Below are 14,955 nucleotides of genomic sequence, written 5' to 3' on the forward strand. Positions count from 1 at the left end.
CGCTGCTGCAGCGCCAGCAGTACCACGGCCTGCGCCGCGTGCAGGCGATGGAAGCCGCGCTTCAGGCCGGCCTGCCGCATGCGCGCAGCGAAGCCTGGAAGTACACCCCGCTGCGCAACCTGGAGCGCCGCCGCTACGCTGCGCCGCAGCCCGGCGTGTTCGATGCCGCGCTGCTGGCGACGATCCCGGCGCCGCGCCTGGTGTTCAACAACGGCCGCTACGACGCCGCGCTGTCCGACCTCAGCGGCCTGGCCGCCGGGGTCACCCTGCAGCCGCTGTCGCAGCTGCTGGCGGACGAGGACGCGCGCGCCTCCAACTTCCTCGAACGCCGCTACGAGCGCCCGGAAGAAGTGTTCGCCCGCGTCAACGCCGCCCTGGCCGAAGACGGCGCCGTGCTCAAGGTCGACAGCGGCGCGCAAGGCGGCACGGTGCGCTTGGTGTTCGTGGGTGCTCCGACGCAAGGCGGTGATGCGGCCTGGCACCTGCGCAACCTGATCGAACTGCAGGAAGGCGCCTCCCTGACCGTGATCGAGCACCAGCTCGGCGGCGGCGAGCACAGCCACCTGGGCAACAGCCTCAGCCACGTGCACCTGTCGCCGCGCGCGACGCTCGCGCATGCGCGGGTGCAGGACGAAGCCATTGGCGCCGTGTCGATCGCGCGCACCGACGCCGTACTCTCGCGCGAGTCGGTCTATCGCCGCCTCGATCTGGAGCTGGGCGCCACGCTGTCGCGTCACGAACTCAACGTCGCCCTGCACGGCGAGGCCGCGCAACTGCATGCCAACGGCGTGCTGCTGGCCACCGGCAAGCGCCACCTCGATACCCGTCTGGGCATCGACCACGTCGGCCGCGACAGCCGCTGCGACCTGGTCTGGCGCGGCATGGGCGCCGGCCGCTCGCGCGCCGCCTTCCACGGCGGCATCCTGATCCGCGAAGGCGCCGACGGCACCGCCGCGATGCTGTCCAACAAGAACCTGCTGCTGTCCGAGGGCGCCGAGATCGACACTCAACCGGTGCTGGAGATCCACGCCGACGAGGTCCAGGCCGCGCACGGCGCGACCGTGGGCCAACTCGACGCCAACGCCCTGTTCTACCTGCGTTCGCGCGGCGTGCCCGCCGAGCAGGCGCGCTCCCTGCTGACGGCGGCGTTCTGTCGCGAAACCCTGTCCGTGTTCGACGACGCCGAGTTGCGCGCCGCCCTGGAAACGCGTCTGGACGCGGCCCTGAACGGCCTGGACGAGGGCGCTGCCGCATGAACGCCCCCGCCGTCGCCATCGACTGGAACGCCGTACGCGCCGACTTCCCGCTGCTCACGCGCGAAGTCCACGGCAAGCCGCTGATCTATTTCGACTCGGCCAACACCGGCCAGAAACCGGAAGCGGTGATCGCGGCGGTCGACGACTTCTACCGCCGCCACAACGCCAACGTCAGCCGCGCCGTGCACGCGCTGGGCACCGAGGCCACCGAGGCCTACGAAGGCGCGCGCACCAAGCTGGCCAAGTTCCTCAACGTGCGCGCCGACGAGCTGGTGCTGTGCAGCGGCACCACCTTCGCGCTGAATCTGGTCGCATACTCCTGGGCGCTGCCGCGGCTGCGCCCGGGCGACGCGATCGTGCTCACGCGCATGGAGCACCACGCCAACATCGTGCCCTGGCAGTTGGTGGCCCAACGCACCGGCGCCACCATCAAGGTCGCCGAGATCGACGAGCTCGGCCAGCTCGATCTGCCCCAGCTGTATTCGCTGCTGACCCCGGAAGTGAAGCTGCTGGCCCTGACCCATGTCTCCAATGTGCTGGGCACGGTCAATCCGGTGCGCGAGATCTGCCGCGAGGCGCGCAAGCGCGGCATCGTCAGCTTGATCGACGGCTCGCAGGCCGCGCCGCACCGTGCGCTCGACATCGCCGCGATCGGTTGCGATTTCTACGCGATCACCGGTCACAAGATGAACGGACCGACCGGCACCGGCGCGCTGTGGGCGCGCCGCGAGCACCTGGCGCAGATGCCGCCCTTCCTCGGCGGCGGCGAGATGATCAAGGAAGTGCGCTTCGAAGGCACGGTGTTCAACGATGCCCCGCACAAGTTCGAGGCCGGCACCCCCAACATCGCCGGCTTCGTCGGCCTGGGCGCGGCGGTGGACTATCTGTCGGCGCTGGGCATGAGCCACATCGAAGCGCGCGAACAGGCCCTGCTCGACTACGCCACCCGCGCGCTGTCGGAGGTGCCCGGCCTGCGCATCTTCGGCCGCGCGCCGGAGAAGGCGGCGGTGATCAGCTTCCTGGTCGAGGGCGCGCACGCGCACGACCTGGCCACCCTGCTGGATCTGGAAGGCGTGGCGATCCGCTCCGGCCACCACTGCGCGCACCCGCTGATGCATCATTTCGGGGTGCCCGCGACCTGCCGCGCCTCGCTGGCTTACTACAATACGTTCGACGAGGTCGACGCCTTCGTCGCCGCTTTGACCAAGGTACGCACGCTGCTCGCATGAACGACACGCCCCTGAGTTTCCGCCCCGCCACCCATGCCGATACCGAGGCCCTGATCGCGCTGGTCGAGTCCGCCTACCGCGGCGACAGCAGCCGGGTCGGCTGGACCACCGAGGCCGACCTGCTCGGCGGCCGCCGCACCGGCGCCGACGACATCTCCGAGTGCATCGACCGCCCGCAGAGCGTGCTGCTGATCGCCGAGCGCGCCAGCGCCGACGGCGGCGCCGCGGAGCTGCTGGCCTGCGCGCATGTCGCGGTGGAGGACGGCGCCGGCTACTTCGGCCTGTTCTCGGTGCGCCCGAACCTGCAGGGCGGCGGCATCGGCAAGATCGTCATCGACGAGGCCGAGCGCATCGCGCGCGAGGACTGGAAGCTGCCGGCCATGCGCATGACCGTGATCGACGTGCGCGAGGAACTGATCGCGTACTACGTGCGCCGTGGCTACCGCCGCACCGGCATCATCAAGCCGTTCCCCTACGGCGACGCGCGCTTCGGCGACCCCAAGCGCGACGATCTGCGTTTCGAAGTTCTGGAAAAACTGTTCTGAGCGCCGCACCAGCCAGGCCATCGGCCAGCCACTAGAGAGACACGCCATGGGCGACTGGGTTTTCGTTTGCGCCACTTCGCAACTGCTGCCGGGCGAGTCCGCCGTGGCCTGGGACGGCGATACGCCGATCCTGGTCTGCAACTACGACGGCGACTACTACGCGCTGGAGGACAAGTGCTCGCACGAGGACTTCGAGCTCTCGGCCGGCAACTACGACGGCGAAGAGGCCACGGTCGAGTGCGTGCTGCACGGGGCCAAGTTCGACATCCGCGACGGGCGCCCGCTGTGCGCGCCCGCCTACAGTCCGGTGACCAAGTTCCCGGTCAAGGTCGAGAACGACGGGGTCTGGACCCGCGACGACCGCGCCTGAGGCGACAGCGGATGCCCACCGGGCTCTGAGCCCCGTCCCACAACGCCCTGATCCCCGGCCGCCACTGCGGCATCCCGCGCACCACGCCATCCTGACGGCCTCTTCGGGCCCGCGCTTGGGTCCGCTTGCGCGGTCGTCCAGCCGCGCCCCAGCGCCGCTTTTTGCCCAGCTCGCACGCGAATTGCGAACTGCGCGTTCACTTTTCGTTGCAAATGCGAATCGCTCTCATTAATATTCCCGGTTGACGCAGCCCTAGCCGGCCGCACCCCCATCGTCATTCCTGGATTCCTCATGTCGACCACGAAGTTCGTCGTGTCGCCGCTCGCCGGTGCACTTGCCCTCGCCCTCAGCGTTCCCACCATCGCGGCGCCGGCGCCGGATCCCCAAGCCAAGGATCTGGACGGCGTCGAAGTCCATGGCGTGAAGGTGCTCAAGGCCAGTTCGGGCAAGTACACCGCGCCGCTGCGCGACACCACGCAGACGATCACCGTGATCGACCGCAGCACCATCGACGGCCAGAACCTGCTGTCGCTGCAGGACATCCTCGCGACCCTGCCCGGCATCACCTTCGGCGCCGGCGAAGGCGGCGGCGGCTTCGGCGACAAGATCAACCTGCGCGGCTTCGACGCCAGCAACGACATCACCGTCGACGGCGTGCGCGACAGCGGTCTGTACAGCCGCACCGATCCGTTCAACCTGGAATCGGTGGAAGTCATCAACGGCGCCAACTCGGTCTACTCCGGCGCGGGCTCGGTGGCCGGCACCATCAACCTGGTCAGCAAGTCCGCCGGCGCGACCGAATTCAACCGCGCCAGCATCGCCGCCGGCACCGACGACTACGCCCGCGTCACCGCCGACAGCAACTTCCTGCTGGGCGAAAGCAGCGCGTTCCGCATCAACGTGATGGCGCACCAGAACGACATCCCGGGCCGCGACGTCGAGCGCAACGAGCGCTGGGGCATCGCGCCCTCGCTGAGCTTCGGCCTGGGCAGCGACACCACCTGGACCTTGAACTACGTCCACCAGGAAGACGACAACATCCCCGAATACGGCGTGCCGTTCTTCAACGGCGGCCCGTTGCCCGGCATCGATCCGTCGACCTACTACGGCTACAAGAACATCGACAAGCAGGAAATCGAGTACGACTCGCTGACCTCGATCCTGGAGCACCGCTTCAGCGACACCATGAAGGTGCGCAACCTGACGCGCTGGCAACAGGTCGACCAGTTCTCGCTGGTGGACGCGGTGCAGGGCACCTGGTGCATGCCCAACGGCCTGACTCCGCTCGGCGTCGCCTGCCCGGCCGGCGTGGCCCCGGGCCGCTACCTGCCCAGCGGCCCGCGCGGTTTCGGTCGCGACACGCGCAATACCACCCTCTACACCCAGACCGACCTGACCACCGAGTTCAACACCGGTTCGATGCAGCACACCCTGGTCGCGGGCTTCTCGGTGATGCACGAGAGCTTCGACCTCGACACCACCAGCGATTTCCGCAACGCCAACGGCACCAACCCGTACATCAACGGCCTACCGACGATGGACATGTTCCATCCGGACAACGTCTACCGCGGCCCGATCAACCGCACCCTGACCGGCCGCACCGAAGGCGAACTCGACAATCAGGCCGTCTACGTCTTCGACACGATCAAGTTCGGCGAACAGTGGCTGCTGAGCCTGGGCGCGCGCTACGAGCACAACGAAGGCAAGACCAACACCGCCAACGTGGTGCTGGCGCCGACCACCGTGGGCGCGCCGCTGCCGGCGCAGCCGATCGGCACGGTCACCGGCTACGGCGTGCCGGCCAAGAACACCGACGATCTGTTCTCCTACCGCGCCGGCCTGGTCTACAAGCCGGTCGAGAACGTCAGCGTGTATGCCGCCTACGGCAACTCCAAGACGCCGTCCAAGGCCTCGGTCAACGGGTCCTGCACGCTGACCAGCACCACCGGCACCGCCAACTGCACGGTCGATCCGGAAACCGCGGTCAACTACGAAATCGGCGCCAAGTGGGATCTGTTCGAGGGTCGTCTGGCGCTGACCGGTTCGCTGTTCCGCAACGATCGCGAGAACTACAAGGTCTCCGACCCGGGCAACCCGAACAATCCGACCGGCGCGCAGCAGCTCGACGGCCGCGCGCGCGTCGACGGCGCGATGCTGGGCGTGTCCGGCCTGCTGACCGACCATTGGGCGGTCTACGCCAACTACGCCTACCTGGACAGCGAAGTGGTGCAGGGCGTGTCCGACCGTCAGGCCGGCCTGGGCCTGGACTACACCAAGGGCGATCGCCTGCTGAACGTGCCGGAGCACTCCTTCAGCCTGTGGACCACCTACGACCTGTCGCCCAAGTGGCAGATCGGCTACGGCGCGACCTACCAGGGCAAGATCTGGCTGACCCAGCACAGCGCGACCAACCTCAACGGCCCGCTGGTGACCGCGGACAGCTATTGGACCCATCGCGCGATGGTCAACTACAAGATCAACCGCAACGCCGCCCTCCAGCTCAACGTCAGCAATCTGGCCGACGAGGAGTACTACACCCGCATCCGCAACAACGGCTGGGCCACGCCGGGCGAGGCGCGCCAGGTGGTATTGAGCGCCAACTTCACGTTCTAATCCGGACTTCCATAGTCCGCGCGCGCCGCCCGGGACCTCCCGGGCGGCCGCATTGAGGAAGACCATGCTGCTGCACGTGCCCAAAGTCCTCAGCCCCGAACAGGTCGCGCACTGCCGCGAGCGGCTGGCGCAGGCCGGCTGGGCCGACGGCCGCATCACCGCCGGCTACCAGTCGGCCAAGGCCAAGGACAACGCGCAGCTGCCGGAGAACGACCCGGTCGCGCGCGAGCTGGGCGCGATCATCCTCGACGCCCTGGCCAAGAACCCGACCTTCTTTTCCGCGGCCCTGCCGCAGCGGGTGTTCCCGCCGCTGTTCAACCGCTACGAAGGCGGCCAGGCCTTCGGCTTCCATGTCGACAACGCGATCCGCTACGACCGCAGCCGCGGCGGCATGGACACCGTGCGCACCGATCTGTCGGCGACCCTGTTCCTGAGCGCGCCGGAGGAATACGACGGCGGCGAGCTGGTGATCGAGGACACCTACGGCAGCCACAGCATCAAGCTGGCGGCCGGCGATCTGGTGCTCTACCCCGGCACCAGCCTGCACAAGGTCACCCCGGTCACGCGCGGCGCGCGCCTGGCCTCGTTCTTCTGGATCCAGAGCCTGCTGCGCGAGGACGCGCAACGCCGGTTGATGTTCGAACTCGACGTCTCGATCCGCCGCCTGACCGCCGACGTGCCCGAGCATCCGGCGCTGGTGCAACTGACCGGCGTGTACCACAACCTGCTGCGCCGCTGGAGCGAACCTTGAGCGCCAGCGACGCCGCCACGCGTGCGCGCGAATCCGCGGTCAAGGCCGGCGATCCGAATCGGCGCGCGTACTGGCTCAAGACCCTGCACCGCTGGCACTGGATCAGCGCGGCGCTGAGCCTGTTCGCGCTGCTGATCTTCGCGGCCACCGGCATCACCCTCAACCACGCCGCCCAGATCGAGGCCGAGCCGCAGGTGGTCACGGTCAAGGACACCCTGCCGGCCAGCGCCCTGCGCGGCCTGCAAGGCGAGCGCGCGGCCGATGCGCCGCTGCCGGCCGGCGCGCGCGACTGGATCGAAGCGCAGCTGGGCGTGAATACGGAAGGCCGCAGCGTGGAATGGTCGGACGGCGAGGTCTATGTCTCGTTGCCGCGTCCCGGCGGCGACGCCTGGCTCAGCATCGACCGCGAAAGCGGCGCGATCGAATACGAAGTCACCCGCCGCGGCTGGATCGCCTGGCTCAACGACCTGCACAAGGGCCGCAACACCGGCGCGGTCTGGCGCTGGTTCATCGATCTGTTCGCGGTCGCCTGCCTGCTGTTCGCGCTCACCGGCCTGTGGCTGCTGCAGCTGCATGCGCGCCAGCGCGGCAAGACCTGGCCGCTGGTCGCCGCGGGCGTGGCGATACCGGCGCTGCTGATCGTCCTTTTCATGCATTGAACCCCTGGAGACCGCGATGAAGTTGTTGCCCCGCACCGCACTGATCGTCGCCCTGGCGATGCCGGTGTCGGCGTTCGCCGCCGACCTCGACCTCAGCATCGAAATCCCGCGCCTGAAGGTCGCCGAATACCACCGTCCCTACGTTGCGGCCTGGATCGAACGTCCCGACAACAGCGTCGCCGCCGACCTGGCGGTCTGGTACGACGTGGACATGAAGAACGGCGAAGGCACCAAGTGGCTGAAGGACATCCGCCAGTGGTGGCGGCGCAGCGGCCGCAGCCTGAAGATGCCGGTCGACGGCGTCAGCGGCGCGACCCGCGCGGTCGGTCAGCACACCCTGAATTTCAAGGGCGGCAGCAAGCCCTTGGCCGGCCTCGCGCCGGGCCAGTACACCCTGGTGGTCGAGGCCGCGCGCGAAGTCGGCGGCCGCGAACTGCTGAGCATTCCGTTCCAGTGGCCGGCCAAGGGCGGCGCGCAGACCCTGTCGGCGCAGGGCAAGACCGAACTGGGCGCGGTGCGTCTGGCGGTCAAGCCTTGAGATTCGGGATTCGAGATTCGCGTAAGCGCTAAATCGCGCTCCCGGTTTCGACCCGCATTCCACGCCATCGCTGTTACGAATCCCGAATCCCTATTCTCCAATCCCGGATTTCAACCATGAAAATCAAACTCATCGCCGCCGCCGCGATCGCCGCGCTCGGCTTCGCCACCTCGGCGCAGGCGCACAAGGCCTGGCTGCAGCCGTCGCAGACCGTGTTCTCCGACAAGGGCGCCTGGCTCACGGTCGACGCGGCCGTGTCCAACGACTTGTTCTACTTCAACCACGTGCCGCTGCCGCTGGAACGCCTGCGCATCACCGCGCCGGACGGCAGCGCGGTGCAGGCGCAGAACGCGTCCACCGGCAAGCTGCGCAGCGTGTTCGACGTCGAGCTGGCGCAGGAAGGCACCTACAAGATCGCGATGGTCAACGAGGGCATGTTCGCCAGCTACAAGCTCGGCGGCGAAGCCAAGCGCTGGCGCGGCAAGGCCGAGGACTTCAAGGCCGGCATCCCGGCCGGCGCGACCGAAGTCAGCGCCTCGGAAAGCCTGGGCCGGGTCGAGACCTTCGCCACCGTCGGCTCGCCGACCACCGGCGTGTTCAAGGCCAGCGGCAAGGGCATCGAGCTGGTGCCGGTGACCCACCCCAACGATTTGTTCGCCGGCGAGAAGGCCACCTTCCAGCTGCTCGTCGACGGCAAGCCGGCCGCGGGCCTGAAGATCGAAGTGGTGCCGGGCGCGACCCGCTACCGCGATCAGCAGAACGAGATCCACCTGACCAGCGGCGCCGACGGCAAGTTCGAAGTGAACTGGCCGCAGGCCGGCATGTACTGGCTGGAGACCGCCAGCGAGGACGCCAAGACCACGCTGCCGGACGCCAAGCAGCGCCGCCTGAGCTACGTCGCCGTGTTCGAAGTGCTGTCGCAGTAAACCGACCGGCATGCAACCGCCTCCGATCCGCATGAGCTGGAGCGGCGCGAGCTGGGGCGGCAGCGCCCCGGCCGCGCGCGCCGTGCATGCGCTCGCGGGGCACAGCATGGGCACGCAATGGTCGGTGAAGCTGGTGGCCGACGCCGCCGCGCTGCCGGAACTGGAGCGCGGCATCCAGGCCCGTCTGGATGAAGTCGTGGCCCAGATGAGCACCTGGGAGGCCGACTCCGACCTCAGCCGCTACAACCGCGCCGAGGCCGGCAGCGTGCAGGCCCTGCCCGACGGTTTCCATGCGGTGCTGGACGCGGCCTTGAAGCTCGCCGCCGACAGCGGCGGTGCCTACGACCCCACGATCGGGCCGCTGGTCAATCTGTGGGGCTTCGGCCCCGACGGCGGACGTGAGTCCGCGCCGTCGGACGCCGAGATCGCCCAGGCGCAGGCGCGCGTGGGCTGGCAGCGGGTCGGCTTCGATCCGCACGCGCGCACCGCGACCCAGGCCGGCGGCAGTTATCTGGATTTCTCCTCGATCGCCAAAGGCTACGGTGTCGATCGCGTGGCCGAGTGGCTGAGCGAACGCGGCATCGGCGCCTTCCTGGTCGAGGTCGGCGGCGAACTCTACGGCCGCGGCCGCAAGCCCGACGGCGGCGCCTGGCGGATCGCGGTCGAGCGCCCCTCGGACGACACCGGCGACGACGGCACCGCGGTGCTGGCGCTGGACGGTTTCGCGATCGCGACCTCGGGCGACTACCGCCGCTACTTCGATCACGACGGCCGCCGTTATTCGCACACCGTGGATCCGCGCAGCGGCCGACCCGTGACGCATGCCCTGGCTTCGGTCAGCGTGCTGCACCCGCAATGCATGCAGGCCGACGGCCTGGCCACCGTGCTGGCGGTGCTGGGCCCGCAGGCCGGCATGGCCTATGCCAACCGTCGCCAGCTCGCGGCGATGTTCGTGCTGCACGACGGCGACGGCTTCCTGACCCGGATGACGCCGGCCTTCATCGCGCGCCAGCGCGCGGCTTGAACACGCATACGAAGTCGCAGATGCATCCGTCCGAATCCTCCTTACGCACGCGGCGCTTCGGCGCCAGCACCCTCGGCAACGCGCTGGTGCTGATCGCGCTGATGGTGCTGGCCTATCTGCTGCTGCGCTGGCAGGCCGAGCCGGTGCGTTGGCTCGCGCCGGAGCGCGCGCGCCTGCTGTGGGCGGCCGGCCTGGCGACGGCCTACGCCGGTTTCGTCGGCGGCATCGCCTGGGTGCGCGCGCGCCGCGCGCGTGCGCAGGCCCTGCCGCGCGCCTCCGCGGACGGCGCCCACGATTGGCTGGTCGCGTTCGCCAGCCAGACCGGTCACGCCGAATTCCTGGCGCGCCGCAGCTGGCAGACCCTGGCCGACAGCGGCGTCGGCGCCGATATCCGCATGCTGGGCACGCTGGACGCGTCCGCGCTCGCGCGCTACCACCAGGTTTTGTTCGTGGTCAGCACCACCGGCGAGGGCGATGCGCCGGACACGGCGGCGCGCTTCGTGCGCGTGGTGTTGGGCGCCTCCGCCGCCCTGCCCGGCTTGCGCTACGGCGTGTTGGCGCTGGGCGACCGTCAGTACGAACGGTTCTGCAGCTTCGGCCACCGCCTCGACCATTGGCTGCGCCACGCCGGCGCCGAGCCGATGTTCGACCTGGTCGAAGTCGACGACGGCGACCCCGGCGCGCTGCGCCATTGGCAGCATCATCTGGGCCTGCTCGCGGGGCATACCGAACTGCCCGACTGGAGCGCGCCTTCATATCGGCCGTGGCGTCTGAGCGAACGCGCGCAGCTCAATCCCGGCAGCGTTGGCGGCCCGGCGTTCCATGTCGCGCTCACGCCCGAGAATGCGGCCGACCTGCAATGGCAGGCCGGCGATATCGCCGAGATCGGTCCGCGCAACGGCGAGGCCGATGTGGCCGCGTGGCTGCTCGCCGCGAATCAGGACGGCACGGCCACGGTCGACGCGAACGGCGAAGCCGACACGCTGGCCGCGCTGTTGCGGCGTTCGCGCTTGCCGGACGCGACGGCGATGCAGGCGCTGGCGCCGCAGGCCGTCGCCGATGCGCTGCAGTCCTTGCCGCATCGCGAGTACTCGATCGCCTCGTTGCCCGCCGACGGCGGCCTGCAGTTGCTGGTGCGGCAGATGCGCCAGCCCGACGGACGCCTGGGCAGCGGCAGCGGCTGGCTGACCGCCCACGCAGGCGTCGGCGAACGCATCGACCTGCGCATCCGCGCCAATCCCTCCTTCCACGCGCCGGCCGACGCACGGCCGATGATCCTGATCGGCAACGGCACCGGCATCGCCGGCCTGCGCGCGCTGCTGAAGACCCGCGCCGCCGCCGGGCATACGCGCAACTGGCTGCTGTTCGGCGAACGCAGCGCGGCGCACGACTACCACTATCGCGACGAGCTCGAAGCCTGGCTGCGCGACGGCGCCATCGAACGCATCGACCTGGCGTTCTCGCGCGACGGCAGCGAACGCGTGTACGTGCAGCAGCGCCTGCGCGAGCACAGCGCGCGCGTGCGCGAATGGCTGGACGGCGGGGCGGCGGTTTACGTCTGCGGCAGCCTGGAAGGCATGGCGCCGGCGGTGGATGCGGTGCTACGCGAGATCGTGGGATTGGAGGCGTTGGAAGCGATGGCGCTGGATGGGCGGTATCGGCGCGACGTGTACTGAGTCACTCGGGCGCCTAACCCGGTGGAGTGGCGCGTCGGTTGTTGGCTACTGGGGTCGGGCGGGTCGCCGGCCATGGTTCGACTAGCTCACCATGAACGGCTCGTGACGTTGCGCCACTCGTGTCGTTGCACGGCTCGTCTCATTACGCCGCCCCGCGTTTCTTCCCCCTTTGGAAAAAGGGGATTGAGGGGGATTTGCTCTTAGGAACGCGCAACTTCGCCACTCACGGTTCGACTAGCCCATCACGAACAGCTCGGGCAGCGCACCAGGCGAACGCATCACTCGACAACCGGCGCCACCCGCACCAGCAACACCTCGCCACCGCCCTCCAGCACCGCGCGCAAACGCGCAGCGCCCGCCGCCAGCACCGCGGTATCGCCCGCCGCCAGCGGCGGCAGGCCGGTGTCGTCGGCGAAGCGGGCTTGCCCCGCGATCAGGTGCACGGCCCAGGTCTGGCCGGGTTCGGCGAAGATCACCATCGGTCCGACCAGCGGGCGATGCCAGAGCTGCGCCTGCACGCGCTCGCGCCGCCACATCAGGTTGAAGTCGTGGGTGGTGCCGTCGATCAGTTCGCCGTGCACGACGCGCTCGCCGGCGAAGCGCAGCTTGTCGTGCGGGGGCAGCAGTTCGTGCAGCTCGCCGTCGTCGAAGCGCAGACGCAGGCCGTTGCCGCTGAGCAGCACCAGTTCGCGATCGATGCCCGGAAACGCCGAGAACGCCGCGTCGCGCTCGATCTCGGCGATCGACAACCGCCAATCCCAATCGTCGCCGTCCACCGGCCGCGCGGCCGCGTCCAGGCGCAGGATTTCGCGGGTCCAGCCCAGCTGGTTGCGCCAGCGCTCGCGCCGGTACTCGTTGGCCGGGATCGCCCAGCAACGGCCGCCCTGGGCGGCTCCCGCTTCGTCTGTCATCGCCATCGCTGTGATCCGTTCCGATGGCGCAAAGTCTAACCAGCGCGGCGGCCGAGCGCGGCCCCACGGGCACCGGTCCCGCTGCCGGCTATCGGCGCGACCGAACCGGCGCTAAAAAAAGCGCCGCCGCCCGCGGATCCATCCACGGACGGGCGGCTCACTTCCTTGTCCAGGGCTCTCCCCCTGCATTCGTCGGACGTCCCTGCCCGTGCGTTGTCGGCCACCGCATCCTTGCGGGACCGACGGTCTGTCAGCGGCGGTTGGCCGCGCGCTGGGCGCTGCCGCCGCCGACGGCCGGCGCAGCGGGCTTGCGCGCCGGTGCTGCCTCGCCGATGACGATGCGGTCGCGATTCTTTTCCACGGTCTTCAGGCCGATGCCCTTGACCAGGGCCAGCTGTTCGGGGCTGCGGAAGGCGCCGTTGGCCTTGCGGTAGGCGACGATGGCCTCGGCCTTGGAGGCGCCGACGTTGAGCAGGACGCGGTCCAAGGTGGCGACGTCGGCGCTGTTGATATTGACCTTCTCGGCGGCCAGGGCGCTGCCCACGAACAGCAGCGACAGCAGCAGCGCGCGGGCGGCAAGCGCGAGGACGTTCATCTTGTTCAGCTCCATGGAGTGGATTCCGTTCCGATGCCGGCGGGCGTTGGGGAGGGATTCGCCGGGGGATTCGGTCTCCTCGACTCGATGGGGTCAGCGTAGCGCCGCGGCCTTGCGGAAAAAGCCAGCGGACGCCGCGTCGCAGGGTAGGAAAAGTCCTACACGGCCGGGAGGCGTAAACTTGCGGGTCTTACCCCCAGCTCGAGGCCCTTCGATGGACGCCAGCAAGGTCGACCGCTACGTCGGCGAAAAATGGGACGATGAAATCGTCCCGCAACTGGTTGAATACATTCGTATTCCCAACAAATCGCCGATGTTCGACGCGGACTGGGTCAAGCACGGCTACATGGACGACGCGGTCAAGCTGATGGAGACCTGGGCGCGCGCCCAGACCATCCCGGGCATGCAGGTCGAGGTGGTGCGCCTGGAAGGCCGCACCCCGCTGATCTTCATCGACATCCCGGCCGCGCACGGCGGCAGCGACGAGGACTGCGTGCTGCTGTACGGCCACCTCGACAAGCAGCCGGAGATGACCGGCTGGGACGCCGACCTCGGCCCCTGGACCCCGGTCATCAAGGGCGATCGCCTGTACGGCCGCGGCGGCGCCGACGACGGCTACGCGATCTTCGGCTCATTGGCCGCGATCATGGCCCTGCAGGAACAGCAACTGCCGCACGCGCGCTGCGTGATCCTGATCGAGGCCTGCGAGGAATCCGGCAGCTACGACCTGCCCGCCTACGTCGATCACCTCGCCGATCGGATCGGCAAGCCCTCGCTGGTGGTCTGCCTGGATTCGGGCTGCGGCAACTACGAGCAGCTGTGGTGCACGACCTCGCTGCGCGGCCTGGCCGGCGGCAACTTCACGGTCAAGGTGCTCAGCGAAGGCGTGCACTCCGGCGACGCCTCCGGCATCGTGCCCTCGAGCTTCCGCCTGCTGCGCCAGCTGCTGTCGCGCCTGGAAGACGAGACCAGCGGCAAGATCCTGGTCGAAGGCCTGTACGTGGACGTGCCCGAGGAGCGCCTGGAGCAGGCGCGCCAGGCCGCCAAGGTGCTGGGCAACGCGGTCTACGACAAGTTCCCGTTCCTGCCGGGCATGAAGCCGATGGCGAGCGAACTGTCGGAGCTGGTGCTCAACCGCACCTGGCGCCCGGCGCTGTCGGTGACCGGCGTGGACGGCATGCCGCCGCTGTCGTCGGCCGGCAACGTGCTGCGCCCGCACACCTCGGTCAAGCTCAGCCTGCGTCTGCCGCCGACCCTGGACGGCAAGCGCGCCGGCGAACTGCTGAAGGAAGTGCTGGAACGCGATCCGCCCAGCGGCGCGCAGGTGACGATGGAGCTGGAGAAGGCCTCGACCGGTTGGAACGCGCCCGCGCAGTCGCCCTGGCTGACCCGCGCGATCGACGCGTCCAGCCGCGAATTCTTCGGCCAGCCGGCGATGTACATGGGCGAAGGCGGCACGATTCCGTTCATGGGCATGCTCGGCGAGAAGTTCCCGGGCGCGCAGTTCATGATCACCGGCGTGCTCGGCCCGCACTCCAATGCGCACGGCCCGAACGAGTTCCTGCACATCCCGATGGGCAAGCGCGTGACCGCCTGCGTCGCGCGCGTGGTGGCCGAACATCACGCCGCCAGCCAGCGCGGCGAAACCAGCGGCGTGGCCGCGGTCGCCGGCGGCGAACAGCACGGCGATCACGGCTGCTGCTGATCGCGAACGCGCCGGCCGATCGCGGATCGGTCGGCGCAGCGCGGGTCGGAGCTCGACGCTCCGATCCGTGCCTCGAACAGACACGCGCCGCCCATGCGCGGGCGAGCGCATCGAAGACAGGAAAGCGAACCGCGCTCAACGGGCGCGGGCGAGCGCG

Annotated in this window: 14 protein-coding genes; 12 read left to right on the forward strand and 2 right to left on the reverse strand. The window is 69.2% G+C overall.

Annotation, left to right across the window (positions count from 1 at the left end; translation table 11 throughout):
- Positions 1 to 47 precede the first annotated feature (47 nt).
- The 11 genes from sufD (at position 48) to BMZ45_RS02125 (ending at position 11,587) form a co-directional block, all read left to right on the forward strand.
- Positions 48 to 1,256, forward strand: a complete 1,209-nt coding sequence (gene sufD, locus BMZ45_RS02075; protein WP_254776551.1) for a Fe-S cluster assembly protein SufD — start codon at positions 48 to 50, stop codon at positions 1,254 to 1,256.
- Complete coding sequence (locus tag BMZ45_RS02080) at positions 1,253 to 2,485, forward strand: cysteine desulfurase (protein ID WP_091631856.1); 1,233 nt, start codon at positions 1,253 to 1,255, stop codon at positions 2,483 to 2,485. Before sufD ends, BMZ45_RS02080 begins: the two co-directional genes overlap by 4 nt.
- Positions 2,482 to 3,030: a GNAT family N-acetyltransferase gene (locus BMZ45_RS02085; protein WP_091631859.1), complete on the forward strand. Its 549-nt coding sequence runs from the start codon at positions 2,482 to 2,484 to the stop codon at positions 3,028 to 3,030. Before BMZ45_RS02080 ends, BMZ45_RS02085 begins: the two co-directional genes overlap by 4 nt.
- Positions 3,031 to 3,076: 46 nt before the next feature.
- On the forward strand, positions 3,077 to 3,400 hold the full coding sequence (locus tag BMZ45_RS02090; protein WP_091631863.1) for a non-heme iron oxygenase ferredoxin subunit: 324 nt from the start codon (positions 3,077 to 3,079) through the stop codon (positions 3,398 to 3,400).
- Between the two features lie 291 nt (positions 3,401 to 3,691).
- Positions 3,692 to 6,013 (forward strand): TonB-dependent receptor, encoded by a 2,322-nt coding sequence (locus tag BMZ45_RS02095; protein WP_091631866.1) that lies wholly within the window; start codon positions 3,692 to 3,694, stop codon positions 6,011 to 6,013.
- 64 nt (positions 6,014 to 6,077) lie between these two features.
- Entirely contained in the window at positions 6,078 to 6,764 is a 687-nt protein-coding gene (locus BMZ45_RS02100) for a Fe2+-dependent dioxygenase (protein ID WP_056182921.1), read from the forward strand.
- On the forward strand, positions 6,761 to 7,423 hold the full coding sequence (locus BMZ45_RS02105; RefSeq protein ID WP_091631869.1) for a PepSY-associated TM helix domain-containing protein: 663 nt from the start codon (positions 6,761 to 6,763) through the stop codon (positions 7,421 to 7,423). The genes BMZ45_RS02100 and BMZ45_RS02105 overlap by 4 nt, the downstream gene beginning before the upstream one ends.
- 16 nt (positions 7,424 to 7,439) lie before the next feature.
- Complete coding sequence (locus tag BMZ45_RS02110) at positions 7,440 to 7,961, forward strand: DUF2271 domain-containing protein (protein ID WP_091631872.1); 522 nt, start codon at positions 7,440 to 7,442, stop codon at positions 7,959 to 7,961.
- Positions 7,962 to 8,077: 116 nt separating this feature from the next.
- Positions 8,078 to 8,887, forward strand: a complete 810-nt coding sequence (locus BMZ45_RS02115) for a DUF4198 domain-containing protein (RefSeq protein WP_091631874.1) — start codon at positions 8,078 to 8,080, stop codon at positions 8,885 to 8,887.
- Between the two features lie 10 nt (positions 8,888 to 8,897).
- Positions 8,898 to 9,911 (forward strand): FAD:protein FMN transferase, encoded by a 1,014-nt coding sequence (locus BMZ45_RS02120; RefSeq protein ID WP_091631877.1) that lies wholly within the window; start codon positions 8,898 to 8,900, stop codon positions 9,909 to 9,911.
- Between the two features lie 20 nt (positions 9,912 to 9,931).
- Positions 9,932 to 11,587 (forward strand): sulfite reductase subunit alpha, encoded by a 1,656-nt coding sequence (locus BMZ45_RS02125; protein WP_091633956.1) that lies wholly within the window; start codon positions 9,932 to 9,934, stop codon positions 11,585 to 11,587.
- A gap of 278 nt (positions 11,588 to 11,865) precedes the next feature.
- On the opposite strand, the gene BMZ45_RS02130 is transcribed toward BMZ45_RS02125, so the two are convergent.
- Together BMZ45_RS02130 and BMZ45_RS02135 are read right to left on the reverse strand one after the other, a co-directional pair.
- Positions 11,866 to 12,498: a HutD/Ves family protein gene (locus tag BMZ45_RS02130; RefSeq protein ID WP_091633959.1), complete on the reverse strand. Its 633-nt coding sequence runs from the start codon at positions 12,496 to 12,498 to the stop codon at positions 11,866 to 11,868.
- A gap of 250 nt (positions 12,499 to 12,748) precedes the next feature.
- Complete coding sequence (locus tag BMZ45_RS02135) at positions 12,749 to 13,108, reverse strand: ComEA family DNA-binding protein (protein WP_254776506.1); 360 nt, start codon at positions 13,106 to 13,108, stop codon at positions 12,749 to 12,751.
- A gap of 199 nt (positions 13,109 to 13,307) precedes the next feature.
- On the opposite strand from BMZ45_RS02135, the gene BMZ45_RS02140 reads away from it, so the two are divergent.
- Positions 13,308 to 14,798 carry a M20 family metallopeptidase gene (locus BMZ45_RS02140; protein ID WP_091631881.1) on the forward strand — a complete coding sequence of 497 codons (1,491 nt, stop codon included), beginning with the start codon at positions 13,308 to 13,310 and terminating at the stop codon, positions 14,796 to 14,798.
- Positions 14,799 to 14,955 lie beyond the last annotated feature (157 nt).

The sequence above is a fragment of the Lysobacter sp. cf310 genome (assembly GCF_900114355.1).
GTDB lineage: Bacteria > Pseudomonadota > Gammaproteobacteria > Xanthomonadales > Xanthomonadaceae > Lysobacter.